This window comes from Sandarakinorhabdus sp. (assembly GCF_051860625.1).
Classification (GTDB): Bacteria; Pseudomonadota; Alphaproteobacteria; order Sphingomonadales; family Sphingomonadaceae; genus Sandarakinorhabdus.
On the sequence record NZ_JBHYDQ010000003.1, the window covers coordinates 197,662 to 216,038 of the forward strand.

15 protein-coding genes and 1 tRNA gene are annotated in these 18,377 nt (G+C 65.0%); 12 read left to right on the forward strand and 4 right to left on the reverse strand.

The annotated features are described in order from the left end of the window. Window positions 1–4: 4 nt before the first annotated feature. The 7 genes from ACTIEZ_RS05085 to ACTIEZ_RS05115 all read left to right on the forward strand — a co-directional run bounded on the left by ACTIEZ_RS05085 (window position 5) and on the right by ACTIEZ_RS05115 (window position 5,581). On the forward strand, window positions 5–400 hold the full coding sequence (locus ACTIEZ_RS05085; RefSeq protein WP_439545566.1) for a type II toxin-antitoxin system death-on-curing family toxin: 396 nt from the start codon (window positions 5–7) through the stop codon (window positions 398–400). 238 nt (window positions 401–638) lie between these two features. Then, window positions 639–1,502 carry an ice-binding family protein gene (locus ACTIEZ_RS05090; protein WP_439545567.1) on the forward strand — a complete coding sequence of 288 codons (864 nt, stop codon included), beginning with the start codon at window positions 639–641 and terminating at the stop codon, window positions 1,500–1,502. A gap of 232 nt (window positions 1,503–1,734) precedes the next feature. Continuing rightward, window positions 1,735–2,595, forward strand: a complete 861-nt coding sequence (locus tag ACTIEZ_RS05095; RefSeq protein ID WP_439545568.1) for a pirin family protein — start codon at window positions 1,735–1,737, stop codon at window positions 2,593–2,595. 31 nt (window positions 2,596–2,626) lie between these two features. After that, window positions 2,627–3,052, forward strand: a complete 426-nt coding sequence (locus ACTIEZ_RS05100) for a TIGR01244 family sulfur transferase (protein ID WP_439545569.1) — start codon at window positions 2,627–2,629, stop codon at window positions 3,050–3,052. Beyond that, the gene (locus ACTIEZ_RS05105) at window positions 3,049–3,432 is read left to right on the forward strand and encodes a hypothetical protein (protein WP_439545570.1); all 384 of its coding nucleotides are present in this window, start codon (window positions 3,049–3,051) and stop codon (window positions 3,430–3,432) included. Before ACTIEZ_RS05100 ends, ACTIEZ_RS05105 begins: the two co-directional genes overlap by 4 nt. 8 nt (window positions 3,433–3,440) lie before the next feature. After that, complete coding sequence (locus tag ACTIEZ_RS05110; RefSeq protein ID WP_439545598.1) at window positions 3,441–4,364, forward strand: sterol desaturase family protein; 924 nt, start codon at window positions 3,441–3,443, stop codon at window positions 4,362–4,364. After that, window positions 4,361–5,581, forward strand: a complete 1,221-nt coding sequence (locus ACTIEZ_RS05115) for a hypothetical protein (RefSeq protein ID WP_439545571.1) — start codon at window positions 4,361–4,363, stop codon at window positions 5,579–5,581. The genes ACTIEZ_RS05110 and ACTIEZ_RS05115 overlap by 4 nt, the downstream gene beginning before the upstream one ends. Window positions 5,582–5,590: 9 nt before the next feature. Here the strand turns inward: ACTIEZ_RS05115 and ACTIEZ_RS05120 are convergent, their stop codons facing one another. The 3 genes from ACTIEZ_RS05120 to ACTIEZ_RS05130 all read right to left on the reverse strand — a co-directional run bounded on the left by ACTIEZ_RS05120 (window position 5,591) and on the right by ACTIEZ_RS05130 (window position 11,049). Next, entirely contained in the window at window positions 5,591–7,198 is a 1,608-nt protein-coding gene (locus ACTIEZ_RS05120; RefSeq protein ID WP_439545572.1) for a DEAD/DEAH box helicase, read from the reverse strand. Between the two features lie 160 nt (window positions 7,199–7,358). Beyond that, window positions 7,359–10,280 (reverse strand): TonB-dependent receptor, encoded by a 2,922-nt coding sequence (locus ACTIEZ_RS05125; protein ID WP_439545573.1) that lies wholly within the window; start codon window positions 10,278–10,280, stop codon window positions 7,359–7,361. A gap of 223 nt (window positions 10,281–10,503) precedes the next feature. Next, entirely contained in the window at window positions 10,504–11,049 is a 546-nt protein-coding gene (locus tag ACTIEZ_RS05130) for a hypothetical protein (RefSeq protein ID WP_439545574.1), read from the reverse strand. A 199-nt stretch (window positions 11,050–11,248) separates the two neighbouring features. On the opposite strand from ACTIEZ_RS05130, the gene ACTIEZ_RS05135 reads away from it, so the two are divergent. The 3 genes from ACTIEZ_RS05135 (at window position 11,249) to ACTIEZ_RS05145 (ending at window position 15,804) form a co-directional block, all read left to right on the forward strand. Further along, window positions 11,249–12,664: an FAD-binding oxidoreductase gene (locus ACTIEZ_RS05135; protein ID WP_439545575.1), complete on the forward strand. Its 1,416-nt coding sequence runs from the start codon at window positions 11,249–11,251 to the stop codon at window positions 12,662–12,664. A gap of 114 nt (window positions 12,665–12,778) precedes the next feature. Further along, the gene (locus ACTIEZ_RS05140) at window positions 12,779–13,537 is read left to right on the forward strand and encodes a SapC family protein (RefSeq protein ID WP_439545576.1); all 759 of its coding nucleotides are present in this window, start codon (window positions 12,779–12,781) and stop codon (window positions 13,535–13,537) included. A 155-nt stretch (window positions 13,538–13,692) separates the two neighbouring features. Further along, window positions 13,693–15,804, forward strand: coding sequence for a TonB-dependent receptor (locus tag ACTIEZ_RS05145; protein ID WP_439545577.1), 2,112 nt, complete (start codon window positions 13,693–13,695; stop codon window positions 15,802–15,804). A 184-nt stretch (window positions 15,805–15,988) separates the two neighbouring features. Here ACTIEZ_RS05145 and ACTIEZ_RS05150 read toward each other — a convergent pair whose 3' ends face one another. Continuing rightward, window positions 15,989–16,861: an N-formylglutamate amidohydrolase gene (locus tag ACTIEZ_RS05150; RefSeq protein ID WP_439545578.1), complete on the reverse strand. Its 873-nt coding sequence runs from the start codon at window positions 16,859–16,861 to the stop codon at window positions 15,989–15,991. Between the two features lie 118 nt (window positions 16,862–16,979). Between ACTIEZ_RS05150 and ACTIEZ_RS05155 the strand changes: the two genes are divergently transcribed. Together ACTIEZ_RS05155 and ACTIEZ_RS05160 are read left to right on the forward strand one after the other, a co-directional pair. After that, window positions 16,980–17,054 (forward strand) — tRNA-Val (locus ACTIEZ_RS05155). 192 nt (window positions 17,055–17,246) lie between these two features. Then, window positions 17,247–18,221, forward strand: coding sequence for an alpha/beta fold hydrolase (locus tag ACTIEZ_RS05160; protein WP_439545579.1), 975 nt, complete (start codon window positions 17,247–17,249; stop codon window positions 18,219–18,221). Window positions 18,222–18,377: the final 156 nt, after the last annotated feature.

Here is an 18,377-nt window from a genome sequence, read left to right on the forward strand (position 1 = left end):
GGCCATGGCCAGCATCATTTTGCCGCCGTTGCAGGCACTGCTCGATTTGCAGCGCCAGTCAATCGACCGCTTTGGCGGCAGCCATGGTGTGCGCGATCTGGCTGGCGTTGAAGCGGCGCTGGCCCGCGCCGAACAGTTGATCGCCTATGGTGGCGACGCCGTGACCCTGTTCGATGTGGCGGCCGCCATTGGCCATTCGATCTGCAAAAATCGCCACCCGTTTGTGGACGGCAACAAGCGGGCAGCATGGTTCACCATGTATGTCACTTTGCGCCTGAATGGACTTTACCTCGATGCACGCGAAGCCAATGCCACCAAAATGGTGCTGGGCGTGGCCGATGGCTCGCGCAGCGAAGCTGATCTGGCGGCATTTCTGGCTGAAAACGCGCGGGCGTTATAGGCTTTTTCGCGCCGCTGTCGCCAATCGCCTGACGCGCGATACAGTATTTTCCCGGTAAGTAATTCCACTCGTGCACATGCTGAATTCACGCCCTTGTCACGCCCAATACTCGGCGATGATATAGTTATCAATTTATTAACATAAATTGTACATGTAATTTTAATTTCCCACGACAAAAAATGCATATTACACTTGCCTCGCTTGGCCATCCGGTCTTCGCGATTGAGGGATATGTGAAATGCTGTTCACATTTGATACCACCAAACGCCGGGTTAACTTGGCCGGCTTGCTTGCTGCACTGTCCATCAGCTTTGCCGCCATGCCGGCCACTGCGGCGACCCTGCTTGGTTCGGCCACGGATTTTGCTGTGCTCGGCAGTTCCACCGTCACCAACACCAATGCCACCACCATCAACGGGGATATCGGTGTGTCGCCCGGCACCGCGCTCACCGGCTCGGCCAGCATCACCCACACCGGATCGGTCCATCTTGGCGATGCCGTCGCCCTGCAGGCCCGCACCGATGCCCGGAGCGCCTTCGATACGATCGCGGGCCTGCCGATGGGCCTCGACTTGTCCGGAGTCGATCTCGGCACGGTCGGCTTTCTGGTGCCGGGCGCCTACAGCTTCGCCAGTTCGGCGCAACTCACCGGCAACCTGCTGCTCGATTTCACCAGCAACCCCGGCGGCAGCTTCTTCTTCCAGATTGGCTCCTCGCTCACCACGGCCTCCAATTCCGCGGTGAATGTGCTGGGCGGCAACAACGGCAGCGGCATCTTCTGGAATGTCGGGTCGTCGGCCACGCTCGGCACCGGCACCAGCTTTGCCGGCAATATCATCGCCGATCAGAGCATCACGCTGGACAGCGGTGCGACCATCCTGTGCGGCCGCGCCATTGCCTTGGTCGGCGCGGTGACCATGGATGGCAACAGCATCTCCAACGACTGCAGCGGCGGCGGTGATCTCGGCAGCGGTCGCGGCGATTTCGGCAGCGGCGGCTTTGCCGGCGCCATACCCGAACCGGCAAGCTGGGCGATGATGATCATCGGTTTTGGCGCCGTGGGCACGTCACTGCGCCGTCGCCGCGAGGCTGTCGCGGCCTGAATGCCCGCTTTCGTTCGATCAAAACGACCGGCGGCTGCACACAGTCGCCGGCCGTTTTGCGTGCCTGCGATGTCTGTCCTACACGGCCCGCCGCTGCTATGCTGTGGCAAGCATCCATTATGGCCCGCGTCCGGCGGCATCAAAATCCGTTCATCGAATCGGCAAATCCGTTCATCAAATGGCGCAAAAGCCGAACCTTACTAACCTTGTAAAACGCAATTGAGAGCGCCCGATGCCCCAGATTCTGACCGGCCTGAAAAAAGATCTCGGCGGGTTCAGCGTCGCCCGCATCCTGCCGCAACCGGCGCGGCGTTCGTTGGGGCCGTTCGTGTTTCTGGATGAAATGGGCCCGGCGGATTTCGCGCCCGGCCAGGGCATCGATGTGCGCCCGCACCCCCATATCGGCCTGGCCACCATCACCTGGATGTTCGCTGGCGCCATCGGCCATCGTGACAGCCTGGGCACGGCGATCGATATCCATCCCGGTGCGGTCAACTGGATGACCGCCGGGCGCGGCATCACCCACAGCGAGCGCACGCCGGCCACAGAGCGCGCCGCCGGCCACCGCATGCACGGCCTGCAGGCCTGGGTGGCCCTGCCGGTCATCCACGCGGAGGTTGAACCCGCCTTCGATCATGTGCCGCCCGATGCGCTGCCGCGCTACAGCGCCGATGGCGTGGAGGCCGTGGTGATTGCCGGCGATCTGTGGGGCCTCGCCTCGCCGGTCAAGTTCCCGCATCCGATCCATTATGCGCAGGTGCAGATGCAGGCGGGTGCCCGGCTGACGGTGCCGGCCGGCCGGGATGGGTTTGCGGGCGAACGCGGCGTCTTGCCGATCGCTGGCGCGGTGGCGCTGGATGGCCTGGCGCTGGAACGGGGCACACTGGTCGTGCTCGATGATGGCGATGCCGAACTGCTGGCGACCGAACCCACGCTGCTGATGTTGGCCGGCGGCGCACCCTATCCGGAAAGGCGCCACCTGGAATGGAATTTCGTCAGCCACGACCCGGCGCGCATTGCACAGGCTGTGGCCGATTGGCGCGCTGGCCGTTTTGCGATAGTGCCGGGCGATCCCGAGCATATCCCCTATTGAGCACGGCCCCGTGCACGTTAAGGTCCCGCCCATGTTCATCCGCATCACCGACCGCGTGTCTGTCGCGCCGCAGATCACCCCGGACATGGTGGTTGATGCGGCCGGGCAAGGCTTTCGCACCATCGTCAACAATCGCCCGGAAGGCGAAAGCACCGATCAGCCGCCGGGGGCCAGCATCGCGGCGGCCTGTGCCGTTGCCGGCCTGAACTATGTCGCCATCCCCATCGACCATACCGGTTTCAGCCTGGACCAGGTGACCGCGATGGCCGATGCGCTCGCGGATGGCCCGGTGCTGGCCTTCTGCCGGTCCGGCACGCGCAGTTGCAATCTTTGGGCGCTGGCCGCGGCGCAGCAGGGGATGGCGCCCGCCGATATCATCGCTGCGGCCAGCGAAGGCGGTTACAATGTCGCCGGCCTGATGCCGCTGCTCAAGCAATTGGCGGGGGGTCAGGCTTGAGCCGGATGGACATGCTGCTGTTTTCGGTGATCGGCGTTGTACTGCTGATCGGGTTGGCACGGCTGCTCGGCTTTGCGCGGCGGCCGGCGCTGGTCGATGCCGGGCAGGCGGCGCGGGTGGCCGCCGATGCGCTGCCGGGGTTTCAGCCCGGCGATGTAGCGGTCAGCCGCGATGGCGCCGGCGCGCTGGTGGCCGGGCACGATGGCCGGGTCGCCCTGGTGCGCATGTTGGGTGATCGCTTCGTGGTGCGGCCGTTGGTGAAGCCGCTGGTGGCGCGCGCCGGTGCCGTGCTGCGCGTGCGGCCAGATGAGGCGATGTTTCCCGAAACCACGCTCGATCTGGGCGAGGCCGCCGCGAGCGCGTGGGCTGCGCGGCTGTGATCGATCAGATGATCAACATCGATCCGGTGGCCATCGCCATCCCGGTATTCGTGGCGCTGATCATCATCGAATTGCTGGCGGTGCGCTTCGGCGCGCGCGGCGATTATGATTGGCGTGATACCGGCACCAGCCTGGCCATGGGGCTGGGCAGCACATTGGCCGGTGCCGCGCTCGGCGGCAGCCTGGCCGGTCTGGCGGTGTGGGTGTGGCAAAACCGCTTGTTCGACGTGCCCATCGCCTGGTGGAGTTTCGCCCTCTGCTTCGTGCTCGATGATCTGGCCTATTATGTTTTCCACCGGTCCGCACATCGGGTGCGCTGGTTTTGGGCCAGCCATGTCATCCATCATTCGTCGCAGCATTATAATCTGTCGACGGCGCTGCGGCAGACCTGGACCGGGGTGTTCAGCCTGGGCTTCATCTTCCGGATGCCGCTGTTCCTGATCGGCTTTCCGCCCGCGCTGGTGTTTTTCTGCGCCGGGCTGAATCTCATCTATCAATTCTGGATACACACCGAAATCGTCGGGCAGATGCCGCGCTGGTTCGAAGCGGTGATGAACACGCCGTCGCACCACCGGGTCCACCACGGCACCAACCCGCGCTATCTCGATCGCAACTATGCCGGGGTGTTCATCATCTGGGATCGCATGTTCGGCACCTTCGAAGCCGAGCGCGCCGACGATCCGCCGCGCTATGGCATCATCCGCAATCTGGCGACCTTCAACCCGCTGTGGGTGGCGGTGCATGAATGGGCGGGGTTAGCCCGCGATGTGATGACGGCGCGCAGCCTGAAAACCGCCTGGCTGGCGGTGGCGGCGCCGCCGGGCACATTGTCGGGCGAAACGGCCGATATGCTGCGGGCGCGCTGGCAGGCTGGGGCTGGTCTGCCCGCCACACCTGATGGCCCGGCCGGATCGCCCGTCCCGGCCGAATGATCAACCGCCGCCAACTGTTCGCCGGTGCTGGTGCGCTGGGCGCTGCCGGTGTGCTCGGCATCGGGGCCCGCGCCTGGCAGCAGGGCCTGCTGGGCGGCGATAATCCGGCATTGGCGGCTTGGGGCGATTGGACCAGCCAGCGCCAGGTCGGCGCGCTGCGGCTGATTGGCGCCGGGGTGCTGGCCGCCAGCCCGCACAACACCCAGCCCTGGGCGTTCGCGGTCGGCCGGCTGGGCGTCGATCTGTTCGAAGTGCCGGGGCGGTCCTTGGGCACCATGGACCCGTTCGGCCGGGAACGGCTGGCTGGGCTGGGCGGCGCCATCCACAACATGGCCCTGGGTTCGACGGCATTGGGCCGGGCGGCGCGGGTGCGGCTGCTGCCCGATCCCCAAAATCCGCTGCATGTGGCCCGCGTGCTGCTGGGGCCCGACAACAGCGGCCCGGCGCCGCACCGGTTGGTGCCGATCATCGGCCGCCGCCACACCCACCGCGGCGCCTGGCGCGGCGGCGCGCTGCCGACGGCCAAGGTCGAGGCGCTGATGGATTTTCCGGCCTTTCCCGATGTGCGGGTGCTATTGTTCGAAGCCGCGTCCCCGCGCGGCGAGCGTTTTGCCAAGCTGACCAGCGATGCCACCGCCGCGATTGCCGGCGATACCGCGATGATGGCAGACAGCCACCGCTGGTTCCGCCACGAACGCAGCGATGCGGTGACCCGAATGGACGGGCTGACGCTGGCGACATCGGGCATCTCGCCCTGGCTGGCCACCGGCGCTGCGCTGCTGCCGGCACAAAGCGCCCAGAGTGAGGGGCGGTTCTGGTTGGCAGCGACGCGCGACACGCATCTGCCGACAGCGTCGATTTTCGGGATGATCCTCACCCCCAACCCGCATGACCGGCGCGCGGCGCTGCTGGTGGGCAGTGCCTGGCAGCGCCTGCATCTGAATGCGGTGGCGGCAGGGCTGGTGGCACAGCCGCTCAATCAATTGCCGGAAATGATCGACCGCCAGACACAGTTGCGCCAGCCGCCGGCCTTTGCCCGCGCCGTGGATGCGCTGCTCGATGATCCGGCCTGGCGGCCGAGTTTCGCGTTTCGGATCGGGGTGGCCGATGAACCGGCAGCACCGGCGTTGCGGCGGCCGGTCAGCGATGTGCTCGGCCCGCCGGCGCGGCTGGCCTGGGAAATCGATCAGTGGCGCAATGCCGGCGGCGCGTTCTGACCGCGCGGATCAGTTGGTCGGCTTGATCGGGCGGGACAGGAAATCGGGCACGCCTTCCGGGCCGAAACCGATGAACCGCTCACCGCCATCATCGTCGCGATGGCGGGTCTGGCCGGATGTGGCGATGGCGCGATAATTGGCCAACGGATCGCGCGCCGTCGGCCGCGGTGCATGGCGGGCAGGGGCCTCGGCACGCGGCGGCTGGGGTGGGCGTGGCGCTGGCGCCTCCCGGATCGGCGCCGGCTCGGGACGGCTGGCAACCGGCGGCCGTTCGGGCCGACGTTCGCGCTCGCCGCGCTGCTTGCCGCCCGCCCGGCGGCGATCGCCACGGCCGGTTTCGGCCTTGGTTTGGCTCGGGACGGCTTCGCTCGGCGCAACCTCTACGGGCTTGCGGTCATCGCTCTTGCGGCCCCGGCCGCGGCGCTCGCGGGACCGCGGCGGCGCATCATCGTCGGCCGGTGCAGCAACGGCAACGGCGGGTGGCGCTGCCGCAGCAGCCGGGCCATCGCCCTGCCAACGCGGGATCTTGACCTGGGTCAGCTTCTCGATCTCGGTCAGATGCTCGGCATCATCGGGCGTCGCCAGCGAAAAGGCGATGCCGCTGCGGCCAGCGCGCCCGGTACGCCCGATGCGGTGCACATAATCATCGGGATGCCAGGGCACATCATAATTGATGACATGGCTGACGCCCGGAATATCCAACCCGCGTGCCGCGACATCGCTGGCGACCAATATGGTGACGGCGCCCGATTTGAAGCGGTCCAGCTCACGGATGCGATCGGATTGTTCCATGTCGCCATGGATCTGCCCCACCGGCAACCGCGCCCGCTTGAGGGTCTCTGCGAGTTCGCGCACCATCGTCTTCTTGTTGCAGAAGATGATCGCGGTCTTCAGGGCCTCGCTGTCGATGATGCCCATCAACACGTCGCGCTTGGCCCGCGATGTGGTTTCCACCACCCACTGGGTGATGTTGGTGTTGGCACTGGCGGCGCGCGCCACCGAAATGCTTTTGGGATCGGTGAGGAACTGATCCGACAATTTCTTGATCGGCGGCGGCATGGTCGCCGAAAACAACAGGGTCTGCCGGCCCTTGGGCAGCTTGGAACAGATTTCCTCGATGTCCGGGATGAAGCCCATGTCGAGCATGCGGTCGGCTTCATCGATGACCAGCAGCGCACAGCCCGACAGCAATATCTTGCCGCGCGCAAACAGGTCCATCAACCGGCCCGGCGTGGCGATCAGCACATCGACGCCCTTTTCCAGCGCGCTGAGTTGATCGCCCATCGACACGCCGCCGATCAGCAACGCCATCGAAAGCTTGTGATATTTCCCGTACTTGTCGAAATTCTCGGCGACCTGCTGCGCCAGTTCCCGCGTCGGCTCCAGGATCAGGCTGCGCGGCATCAGCGCACGGCTGCGGCCTTCGGCCAGGATATCGATCATCGGCAGCACGAAGCTGGCGGTCTTGCCGGTGCCGGTCTGGGCGATCCCGATGATATCCTTGCCCATCAACACGGATGGGATGGCTTGTTTCTGGATGGGCGTGGGCGTGTCGTACCCACTGTCGGCAATGGCGCGCAACAGGGCATCGGACAGGCCGAGATCGGCAAAACTCATTCAGGCAGGCTCATCAGATCAGGGAATGGACCGCAAGCCGGCCCATAAGGGGCCATGGGCGGCAGGGCTGCAAAAGTCAATGCAGGGGCTTTGGACGATGTGCCAACAACGAAGGGGCGGCCGTTGCCAGCCGCCCCCTCAATTGCCGGATAGATACTGATCAGAAACGGAAGCCAGCCGCCATACCATAACGCCGGGGTTCCAGCGTGAAGACGTTGGTGAACAGGCCCGACGATTGATCGGTGACATACAGGCCAGTGACGGCGCTGTTGTTGGTCAGGTTCTGCACAAAGGCGCGCAGATACCATTTGTCGTCCTTGCCGTTGAACTGCACCTGGCTGTTGATCACGGTGTAGGCCGGCACCCGGTTGATGAAGCCGTTGAAGATATTGCCAAAGCTGGCACCGGTGTGCGCGAGGTCGATACGCGGCACCAGGCTGGCGCTGTCGCCGATCTCGAACGTGTACTGCGCACCGGCCGAGAATTTATACTGCGGCGCCTGCGGCAGTTCGTTGCCGCGCAGGTTGGACAGCACGCCTTCGGGCAGCATCTGGAACGGGGTGCCGGCACCCACCGCCTGCAGAACGCCGCAGATCCCGAACGCACCGCCAACGCCGGCCGCCAGGCCGCTGTCGCTCGGGAAGTCGGTTGGACCCCGCAAGCCAGCACCGGCCTGCAGGCCCGGAATGACGCCGGCGTTGATGGCGTTGTTGGCGCCCGTCACGAAGGCCCGCGTGGCGGCTTGGCCACCAGGGCCGTTGTTGACGACGGCGCAGTTCGAACCGTTGGTGATGTCTTTCACGATCACGGCATCGCTGCGGCCGCCCGAGGGATCACGCGGGTTGGCCAGGAACTTGTCGGCCGACACCCGCGTCTTCAGGTAGGACGCATTCATGTTGACGACAAGGTTGCGCGTCGGCTGGATGATGAATTCGCCTTCCAGGCCGTAGACTTCGGCATCGACATTGTCGTTGACCGAGGTGCGGGCGGTGATGCGCGAAAGCTGCAGGCCCTTGTACTTGTAATAGAAGGCCGTGATGTTGGCGCGCAGCGTGCCATCGAGGAAGCTGTTCTTCGAACCGATTTCGAACGCGTCGACGAATTCCGGTGTGAAGTTTTCCGGGACCGCGAAGATGGGCTGCAGCGGCGGATTGATGCCGCCCGATTTGTAGCCACGCGAATAGGAGGCGTAGAGCAAACTATTTTCGCTGACCTTCCAGTCCAGCACGGCGCGCCCGGTGACTTCCGAGAAACTGACGTCGCGAACCTGGAACTGCTGCGGGCCAGGGCGACCGGGGTCACCATCGAATCCCGCCGCGGCCGGCGAATTGAAGGCGTTGCCCGTGGTGCCGAACGGCACAAAGAAGCTGGCCAGCGTGGAACGCGCGCGGACATATTTGTTGTCGTTATTGTAGCGCAGGCCCGCCGTCAGCTTGAGGGTGTCGGTGAAGTTGAAATAGGCTTCGCCGAACAGGCCATAGCTGCGCAGCGTGTAGCGCGCGGTGTTGTTGCGGAAGAACGGCGTGCCGAGATAGCCGCCATTGGCCGCGCCCAACACCCCGACCAGGTAATCGATGCCCCAGCTGTTCACATAATAGCTGTTTTCCGGCAGCACGGTGTCAACATAGATACCGCCGACCAGGAAGTTGAAGCGGCCTTCGAACTCCGAGTTGATGATGGCTTCCACCGTCTTGGCGCGGACGATCTGGTTGGACCGGTCAAAATCCTGCGGCGTCCCCGAACACAGGCGGTTGCCGCCATAAGCACCCAGGCCAGTTTCTTCCGAAAGCGACGTGCAGAACTGGTTGCCCGAGCTGATGGCGTTGACGACATTGGCCAGGCCCGGAATGGCTGCCGAGAATGCCTGCGCAGTGTTCAGTGCATTGCGTGCCACGGCCGGGTTGAAAACGCTCAGGTTGTAATCGACCTGGCTGTCCACCGCGTTGCGCTGGTACATGCCGGTGACCTGGGCCTTGATGCTGCCGAAATCATGGGCGATGCGCAGCATATACTGCTCTTCTTCGGCGAAATAATTCGGCGTGAAATCGGTGCGGACTTCGCGCACGCTGTTCGGATTTGTGTTGCCGGGGAAATTATACGGATCGGTGCCATACAGGCTGCCCAAGCCCAGTGCACCGAAGGCGGGGCCGCCCTGGGTGATCAGGAATTCATTGCTGGCCAGCGTGCCGACGAAGGTCGAATTCGCATTGATGAAACCATTGTCCCTGCGGCCGGGCAAGCAGCCCAGCACCCCGGTGGGATCGGTCTGGCACAGCTGCTTCTGCAGACGGGCGCGATTGCTCTCTTCCCGGAAATAATAGGCCATCGCGTCAACCGTGGTGTCCGGCGTCGGCTGCCAGCGGATGCTGCCGCGGATTGCATAGAGATCGCGGCCATCGACCCGGCTGTTGTCGAAGACGTTGGTGGTGAAACCATCACGCCGCAGGTAGGTACCCGCCACACGCATTGCCAGATTGTCGGTGATCGGCAGGTTGAACATGCCCTTCACGCGCAGCGAATCGAAATTGCCATATTCCACTTCGCCAGCGGCATGGATTGCGTCCATCCGCGGCTTGGCGTTGACGAAGTTGACGACGCCGCCGGTGGCGTTGCGGCCGAACAGCGTACCCTGCGGGCCGCGCAGCACTTCGACGCGCTCCAGATCGAAGAATTCAGCTTCGAACAGGCGGGTGGCGAACAGCGGCATGCCTTCGCTGTGGATGGCGGTGGCGCTGTCGCAGGTCACGCCGACGCACAGATCGCCGATGCCGCGGATGGTGAAGCTGGCGCCGGTGAAATTGCCCTTGGTGAAGGTCACGTTCGGCAGGGTGAGCTGGATGTCGAGCGGGTTGTTGATCTGCTGGCGTTGCAGCGCTTCGGCCGAAAATGCCGTCACCGCGATCGGCACGTCCTGCAGGCTTTGCGCCGTGCGCTGCGCGGTGACGACGATTTCCTCGATCCCGCTGTCCTGGTCCTGCGCGGTCTGCTGCGCCATCTGTTGCGCGGTGGCGGGCATGGCCCACAGGCCGAGTAGCGACGCGCTGCCGACCAGCGCCAAACGGAATCCTGACGTCTTCTTCATATGCTCTCTCCCCAATAACCCAGGCGGTGAGGTCTTTGTGATCGGCTCTGATGGCCGAACCCCTACCTTTGCATCAGGCCGTCTGGTGGCCCGTTGCTTCAACAGTCACTTTGGACAGGCCAGCAGGCCTTTGTCCAGCCGAGCAACGTCAACAGCCGGCGTGATGGCAATGTCACGCCTGTCCTGTTGCCATGCTGCAACAGTATCGCCCTGGGAACCGGCCTCAGCGCCGCCGCCGACGGCCTTTGCGCGCGGGTGTCACCGGCACAATCGCGGCAATGCCGCATTCCCCGCCAGACCGGGCGCCGATGGCATCGCGGCCGGCACACAGCAGGCCAGCCTGTTTCTGCTGATAATAAAACCCCTGATAAAAGGACAGCGCCGGACATTCCTGCGCCAGGTGCATGCGCCAGTGCTGGCCGCCCTTCATCGTCAGTTCGATGGCGCGATCCCCGAAAAGCTGGGCGCCAGCCACATTGCCGATGTCGATGCAGCGCTGCTGCCCGGCCTTTGGCGGCGCCGGGCGGGCTGGCGGGGCCGATTCGAGCGTACCGCCCGGCCGCACCGGCACCCGGCGCCAGGCTTCGCCGTCAAAGCTTTGCGGTGCCGGAGGCTCACGCGGTGCGCGCGATTGGGCTGCCAGCGGCGCGGCCTGCAAGGCAATGGCCATCATCAGCCCAGCCAGCGCAGCGCGCCTCCGCTCCAGCGCAGCGCGCATTCGCTCCAGCGCAGCGCGCCCCTGCTTCAGCGCAGCGCGCTTTCGCCGCATCGAATTCGTCACATCTGTCACCTGTGTCAGTTCAATATCATTTCCACACACCATGATGTGTCGCGCAACCACCAGCCCGGCTGCCGTGCCGCTGACGCATTGAACCCTTGCTGAATGATCCATGCAAGCCAGTGCAGCGCAGAATCGCCACTGCGCTTATGGGGTTTTGCCTGGCCGGCAATGGCGATAAGGGAACGACATGACTGGTCCGACGATGCATCCGCCTTCGGGCGACGCGCTATCTGCAATCAAGGCGGCGGCCGGTGCCGACTGGACCGACGATGCCGCATTGATCGCGCCCAGCCTCACCGACTGGCGGGGCAGCTATACCGGCGCGACGCCGCTGCTGCTGCTGCCGCGTGATACCGCCACTGTCGTTGCCATCGTGCGGGCCGCGGCGGCGCACCGCGTCGCGCTGGTGCCGCAGGGCGGCAACACCGGCCTTGTCGGCGGCGGTATCCCGCCCGCCGATGGCTCGGCCGTGCTGCTGTCCACGCGGCGGATGAACAATATTCGCCGCGTCGATGCTGCTGGCCAGTTGCTGGTGGCCGATGCGGGCGTCGTGCTGGCCGATGTTCATGCAGCGGCGGCGGCGCACGGACTGGCGTTTCCGTTATCGCTCGGCGCCAAGGGCTCGGCCACGATCGGTGGGCTGGCGGCGACCAACGCTGGCGGCGTGCAGGTGCTGCGGCACGGCACCATGCGCGCGCTGGTCGGCGGGCTGGAGGCGGTGCTGCCCGATGGCAGTGTGCTCAATCAACTGCATGGCCTGGTGAAGGACAACAGCGGCCTCGATCTGAAGCAGTTGCTGATCGGGTCCGAAGGCACGCTCGGCATCATCACCGCGCTGGCGCTGAAACTGGTGCCGGCGCCGCGCCATCGCGCCATCGGCTGGGCCGGGGTCGACCGGCCGCAGCGCGCCCTGGCGCTGTTGGCCCGGTTGCGCCTGCTGAGCGGCGGCCAGGTCGAAAGTTTCGAATTGATGCCTGCTGATGGCCTGGCGCTGGTCGAACAGCATCTTGGCCTGCGCCCGCCGCTGGCGGCTGCCCATCGTTGGCAGTGCCTGGTGGAACTGGCCGGCCCGATGCCGCTCGATGATCTGCTGGCGGAAGGACTTGCCGATGCCGATGACGCGGTGATTGCGCAAAGCGAGGCGCAAGGCCAGGCGCTGTGGCGGCTGCGCGAGGAATTGCCGCTGGCCGAACGTCGGGATGGCCCGGCCGTCCACCACGACATCGCCGTGCCGGTCGCCGACATGCCGGACTTTGCCGAAGCTGCGACCGTCCGGGTCGAAACCTTGTTTCCCGGCGCCCGCGTGCTGGCCTTCGGGCATCTGGGCGACGGCAATCTGCACTTCAATGTGCGGGCACCGGCCGATGGCGCTGCCGAATGGATCGCGGCCCATCGGGAAGCGGTCTCTGCGCTTGTGCATGAACTGGTGGTTGCGGCTGGCGGGTCGATCTCGGCCGAACATGGCATCGGCGTGCTGAAACGCGCCGATCTGGCCCGGCTTGGCGATCCGGCCCGGCTGGCGGCGATGCACACGATCAAGGCTGCGCTCGATCCGCAGGACATCATGAATCCCGGCAAACTTTATCAGGCGGTCACAGTCTAGCCGGCATTACTTCGCGACAGCAGGTCGCACCATGGTCTTGCACTGGTTTGCCCACCGCTCTAGGAAGGCGGCCCGAGTTTTATCCACTCCAGTCACGAAAGAACCCGTGTCACCATGGCCAGTCAGCCTCCTGCCAATCAGCTTCCGCTTTTCTACAACGGCCTGGCGCCGCTGTCGTCGCAGCTGCATCCCAACCATGGCCTGAAGCCGCTGGGCAACCTGGCCTTCACCCGTGGCACCCATGCCATCCCGGTGACCGTGGACGAATTTCCGCTGGTGCAGCGCAACTATCCGATCGTGTTCGGTGTGGGCGAAAACCCCGCGCCGCTGGCGCTGGTCGGTCTGCAGGAAGGCCAGAATCTGTACGTCGGCGCCGATGATCAGTGGGAACCCAACAATTACATCCCGGCCTTCGTCCGCCGCTATCCGTTCATGCTGGCGCGGCTGACGCCGGATGCGCAGGAATTGTCGCTGTGCTTTGACGATGCGTCGGGTGTGGTCGTTGAAAACGAAGGCGAGAAGCTGTTCAACGGCACCGAGCCGAGCGACACCACCAAGAATATCCTGCAGTTCTGCGAACAGTTCGAACAGGCCGTGGGCCGCACCCGCAGCTTCATGGAAGAGCTGACCAAGCTCGACCTGCTGATGGACGGTGAAGTCACCATCCAGCGCGAAGGCCTGGCCCAGCCGGCCGTGTACCGCGGTTTCCGGATGGTCGATGAACAGAAGCTGCAGAATCTGCGCGGCGATCAGACACGCAAGATGGTGCAGTCCGGTCTGCTCGGCCTTGTCTATGCCCATCTGTTTAGCCTGTCGCTGATCAGCCCGCTGTTCGAGCGCCAATATGCTGCCGTGACGGCCAAGGCTGCCTGACAGCCTTCATCGTTCTGAAATCAGGGGCGGTGGCGCGAGCCACCGCCCCTTTTTCGTGGCGGCCACCCCTTGACGTGATATGTCGTATCATCTTATCGGCAGAGCGAGCGACCTGAGGGTCGCGGGGGTCTTCAAAAAACAAAAAGGCTTGATTCATGGCTTGTCGCGCGTCTCTGCTTGCATTGCTGTTGTTGTCCACCACCGCGCCGGCCTGGGCTCAGGATGCTGCGCAGGCCGATACCCAGCATGGCACCACCGACCCGGAAATCCTGGTGTCCGCGCCCTATGCGCGTGATCGCCGCCTGGTGGCGACCGCAATTTCGGTTTTGCAGGGCGATGATCTGCAGCGCGAGACGCGCTCGACGATCGGTGAGACGCTGGCCCGCCAGCCAGGTGTGTCGGCCAGCTTTTTCGGCCCCAATGCCTCGCGGCCGATCCTGCGCGGCCTGGATGCCGAACGGGTGCGGGTGCTGACCGATGGCATCGGCAGTTTCGATGTGTCCAACACGTCGGTCGATCACGCGGTGGCGGTGAACCCGCTGCTGGTCGACCGTATCGAAGTGCTGCGCGGCCCGGCCGCGCTGCTGTTCGGTTCGGGCGCCATCGGCGGCGTCGTCAACATGCGCGACCTGCGCATCCCCCGCGAAGTGCCGGACGGCCCGCACATCGATGCCGCCGCTGGCGTTGGATCGGCGGCGCGTGAACGCAGCATCGCCGGCGCCCTGAACGTGCCGCTGGGCGGCGGCTTCGTGGCCCACGCCGATGGCAGCTTCTTCCAGTCGGGCGATTATCGCAGCGGCGGCTTCGTCTTCAGCCGCGAACTGCGCGCCGAAGCTGCGGAAGAAGGCGGCGAAGTCGCCGAGGAGGCCCAGGCGCGCGGCCGCGTGCCCAACACGTCGGCACGCACCTGGGACATTGCCGGCGGTATTGCCTGGGTCGGCCAGAGCGGTGCCAGTTTCGGTGTGGCGGTCAGCCATCTTGCCAACCGCTATGGCGTGCCGAACGGGCTGGAGATCGAGCACCACGATGATCATGACGACGACCATCATGATGACCATGACGATGATCACGATGATCATGAGGAGCACAGCCACGAGGATATCACCCTCGACATGCGGCAGACGCGCGTCGATATCCGCGGTGCCGTGCCGATTGGCGGTGCCTTCAAGGAAGTGAAGCTGCGCGGCGGCTGGGCCGATTACCGCCACGACGAGATCGAAGGCGACGGCGAGATCGGCACCAGCTTCTTCAACCGCAGTTGGGAAGCCCGCGTGGAACTGGTGCAGGAACGCCAGGGCAGTTGGCAGGGGGCCAGCGGCGTCCAGTATTTCAGCCGCAATTTCCGCGCTGTCGGCGAGGAAGCCTATATCCCCGCCAACGAAACCCGCCAGATCGGGGTCTTCACGCTGCAGGAGATTGATCTGGGTCAGGTCCGCCTGGAAGGCGGCGCGCGTTACGAACATACCAATGTGAAATCCGCCGAGGTCGGCCGCGAGCGTCGCTTTGATGCTTTCTCGCTGTCGGCGGGCGGCTCGGTCGACGTGGGCGGCGGCTTTCGCCTGGCCGCCAGCGTGTCACGCGCCGAACGCGCGCCGGCAGCCGAAGAAATGTTCGCCAACGGGGCCCACCTGGCCACGCGTGCATTCGAGATCGGCAACCCCAATTTCAGCACCGAACGCCAGATCGGCGCCGAAGCCGTGCTGCGTGGCCGCGGCGAGGGCTGGCGTTTCGAAGTGTCGGGCTTCGTCACCCGCTTCGATAATTTCATCTATCTGAACCCCACCGGCGCGGAAGAAGATGAACTGCCGGTCTTTGCCTACACCCAGACCGATGCCCGGTTCTGGGGCCTGGAAGTGGAAGGCACCGTGCGATTGGCGCGGCTGGGCCAGACCCGCATCGATGCCACTGGTCTGCTCGATTTTACCCGCGCCACCCTGTTGAATGGCGGCGGTGCAGTGCCCCGCATCCCGCCGCTGCGCCTGCTGGGCGGCATCGAGGCGAGCGGCGGCGTTGTCGGCGGTCGGCTGGAGGTTGAGCATGTGACCGCGCAAACGCGCGTGGCGGCGATCGAAACCACCACGCCGGCATGGACCATGGTCAACGCCAGCCTGAGCTGGAAACCCTTCGGCGTCGACGCGCCAACCACCGTGATCGTGCAGGCCAACAACATCTTCGACGTCGAGGCCCGCCGCCACAGCAGCTTCCTGAAAGATGTTGCGCCGCTGCTGGGGCGGGACATTCGCGTGTCGCTGCGCGTGGCATTCTGATGCCGAAAATGGGGTCGGTGCGCGGCACTTGAAATCCGCGCGCCGCATCCCAAATCGGGATCATGGCGGCGCCGCTTTCCCCCTCGCGGCCGCGCCTGTGGCACATGCCTGCCACCCTCCCCGGGCGCTGAACAGCCCCGATCCTGGCCGCGCCGGCCTTCCCCCAGCCGGCGCGGCCTTTTGATTACTCGGCGGCTTGGACGAACGGCGCCGGCCCGACCAGCCGCGGCCAGTCGGCCAGCAAGCGCTGCACCAGCCCGGTAAAGGCTGCGCGCACGCGGCCGGCACCACTGTGCAGTGTCAGGCGATGCGGATCCAGATACAGCGCCCGGTCGATCTCGATCTGCACGGCATGGATGCCGCTGGTCGGCTGGCCGTGGCGGCGCGTGGTATGGCCGCCGGCATAGGGGCTGTTGCGCGCCACCCGCCAGCCCAGCCGGCGGAAATGGTCCTCGATCGCAGTCATGATGGCCGGATGGCTGCTGCGGCCGTGGCAGTCCCCCAGCACGATCTGCGGCGGCCGAACGCCGGTGGGGGAGGGCATGCTGTGGCAATCGATCAGCAAGGCACTGCCATGCCGGGCCCGCGCCAGCGCCAATATGCCAGCCAGCCGATCATGCCACGGCCGATGCAGCGCCGCCAGCCGGTCGCCGGCCTCCTGCACCGCCAGGCGGCGGGCATTGATCTCCAGACCATAGCCAGCCAGGCGCGGAATGACACCCAGCCCCGCCTGCACCCGTTCACTGATCACGGCAGGCACGTCCAACACCCCATCGAACATTGCCGGATCAAGCTCGTCTGCCGCGCGGTTCAGGTCCAGCCAGCAGCGGGCATAAGTCGCGCTGATTACCGGCACGCCGGAAATGCCATCCAGCAATGCATCGACAAACGCATCCTCGGCCCGGCGCAACTGCATCAGGCTGAGCCGCGATCCCGCCAGCAAGGCAGCCGGATAATGGCGCCCGCTGTGCGGGGACGCCAGCAACAACGGCCATCGGCCATCGGCATCACCGGTCTGCCGCCAGGGCGGCAACATGGATGGGGACGCTTGCGCCATGTCCTCCCTGCTAGGCCAGCCACGGCTTTGCGCAAAGCTGGTAATTGACGCGCCCACCCGCACGGTTGCACAGGGGCTTGCCAAGGGGGGGCGTTGCCACTAACAGCCTCCCACCCGTGGACGCGTAGCTCAGTGGTAGAGCACTGTGTTGACATCGCAGGGGTCGCAGGTTCAATCCCTGCCGCGTCCACCATTTTCCCCCACTGAAAACTCTTGATAATCAGTCGATTACGCGGGCCAGCCGAGCCGGCTGGTCCCTTGGTTTGAGCCGCGCCGGGTTTGCCGGGGGCGCCAACGCCTGACAATTTGGAGACGGACGTGATTGAGGCTTTGTCCTGACGTCAAGGGACCGCTAGATGCTGGCGGATTGCAAGGAGGTCCCTGCGTGGACGCAAGTGATGACATCGACCCGCTCTGGGCACCGCAGCCAGATGCTCTGCCCGACTGGTTTCACGAAGCACTCGCCGTGCCGCGCGAGGAAGGCTTCATCGAAGTAGACGGAACACGCATCCATTATTTTCGATGGGGCGACGCCAAGCATCCCCCGGTCCTGATGACGCATGGCTTTCTGGCGCATGCGCGGTGCTTTGCGTTCATCGCTCCGTTTCTGGCGGGGGACCATCACGTCATCGCCTATGACCTGTCGGGAATGGGCGACAGCGCCAACCGGCCTGGGTGCAATGCGCATGCGCGCGGCGCGGAGATGGTCGGGGTTGCCGAGGCGCTTGGGCTGTTCGATGGACCGGCCAAGCCGGTCATCATTGCGCACAGCTTTGGTGCTTCCGTCGGCTTGACCGCGATGGCGTTGGCGGCGGAACGATTTTCCGGCTTGATCCTGTGCGACATGATGGTGCTGCGGCCCGAGGTGCTGGAGGCGCGGAACCGGCAAGGAAATGGGCGTCCGGGCTCGGGCGATCCCGACAAGCCACAACGCCGCTATCCGGACTATCCCACCGCGCGCAGCCGATACGTGCTTTCGCCGCCGCAGCCTGTCGGTGAGCCATTTCTGATGGATTACATGGCCTTTCACTCGCTGCGTCGGGCCGGCGAGGAATGGACCTGGAAGTTTGATCCCGAAGTTTTCCGTCAGGACAGCGCGGAGCAGGGATGGCATGAGATCGGCAAGCGCCTGGTTGCAGTTCCCGGCCGCAAGGCCATCGTGTATGGCGCGGAAAGCCTGTTGTTCACCCCTGACTCGGCTGAATATGTGCGGGAATTGGGCGGCACCGATATTCCGATCATCGCTGTTCCAAAGGCTCGCCACCACCTCATGCTCGATCAGCCGCTGGCGTTTGTCACCGCACTCCGTACGATATTGGAGGTTTGGCAGTCGAACGACAATATTCACCCGACTTTATAGGGCGCATCCTCGGTTCGATTGCGGAGCATGCAAGAAAAGCGAAGCAGGATCGTCTTGACCTTATGCGCTGATTTCGCTCGAAAACCTGATAGTGCCATCGGCAAGGCCATCGAGCACGACTTGCATGCCTCCGGATCTCAGCATCCATTCCAGACG

What these genes read in the sequence shown, in the direction of transcription:
- ACTIEZ_RS05085 (WP_439545566.1), top strand. Translation starts at nt 5, where the DNA reads ATGGCCAGCATCATTTTGCCGCCGTTGCAGGCACTGCTCGATTTGCAG.
- ACTIEZ_RS05090 (WP_439545567.1), top strand. Translation starts at nt 639, where the DNA reads ATGCTGTTCACATTTGATACCACCAAACGCCGGGTTAACTTGGCCGGC.
- ACTIEZ_RS05095 (WP_439545568.1), top strand. Translation starts at nt 1,735, where the DNA reads ATGCCCCAGATTCTGACCGGCCTGAAAAAAGATCTCGGCGGGTTCAGC.
- ACTIEZ_RS05100 (WP_439545569.1), top strand. Translation starts at nt 2,627, where the DNA reads ATGTTCATCCGCATCACCGACCGCGTGTCTGTCGCGCCGCAGATCACC.
- ACTIEZ_RS05110 (WP_439545598.1), top strand. Translation starts at nt 3,441, where the DNA reads ATGATCAACATCGATCCGGTGGCCATCGCCATCCCGGTATTCGTGGCG.
- ACTIEZ_RS05115 (WP_439545571.1), top strand. Translation starts at nt 4,361, where the DNA reads ATGATCAACCGCCGCCAACTGTTCGCCGGTGCTGGTGCGCTGGGCGCT.
- ACTIEZ_RS05120 (WP_439545572.1), bottom strand. Translation starts at nt 7,198, where the DNA reads ATGAGTTTTGCCGATCTCGGCCTGTCCGATGCCCTGTTGCGCGCCATT.
- ACTIEZ_RS05125 (WP_439545573.1), bottom strand. Translation starts at nt 10,280, where the DNA reads ATGAAGAAGACGTCAGGATTCCGTTTGGCGCTGGTCGGCAGCGCGTCG.
- ACTIEZ_RS05130 (WP_439545574.1), bottom strand. Translation starts at nt 11,049, where the DNA reads ATGCGGCGAAAGCGCGCTGCGCTGAAGCAGGGGCGCGCTGCGCTGGAG.
- ACTIEZ_RS05135 (WP_439545575.1), top strand. Translation starts at nt 11,249, where the DNA reads ATGACTGGTCCGACGATGCATCCGCCTTCGGGCGACGCGCTATCTGCA.
- ACTIEZ_RS05140 (WP_439545576.1), top strand. Translation starts at nt 12,779, where the DNA reads ATGGCCAGTCAGCCTCCTGCCAATCAGCTTCCGCTTTTCTACAACGGC.
- ACTIEZ_RS05145 (WP_439545577.1), top strand. Translation starts at nt 13,693, where the DNA reads ATGGCTTGTCGCGCGTCTCTGCTTGCATTGCTGTTGTTGTCCACCACC.
- ACTIEZ_RS05150 (WP_439545578.1), bottom strand. Translation starts at nt 16,861, where the DNA reads ATGGCGCAAGCGTCCCCATCCATGTTGCCGCCCTGGCGGCAGACCGGT.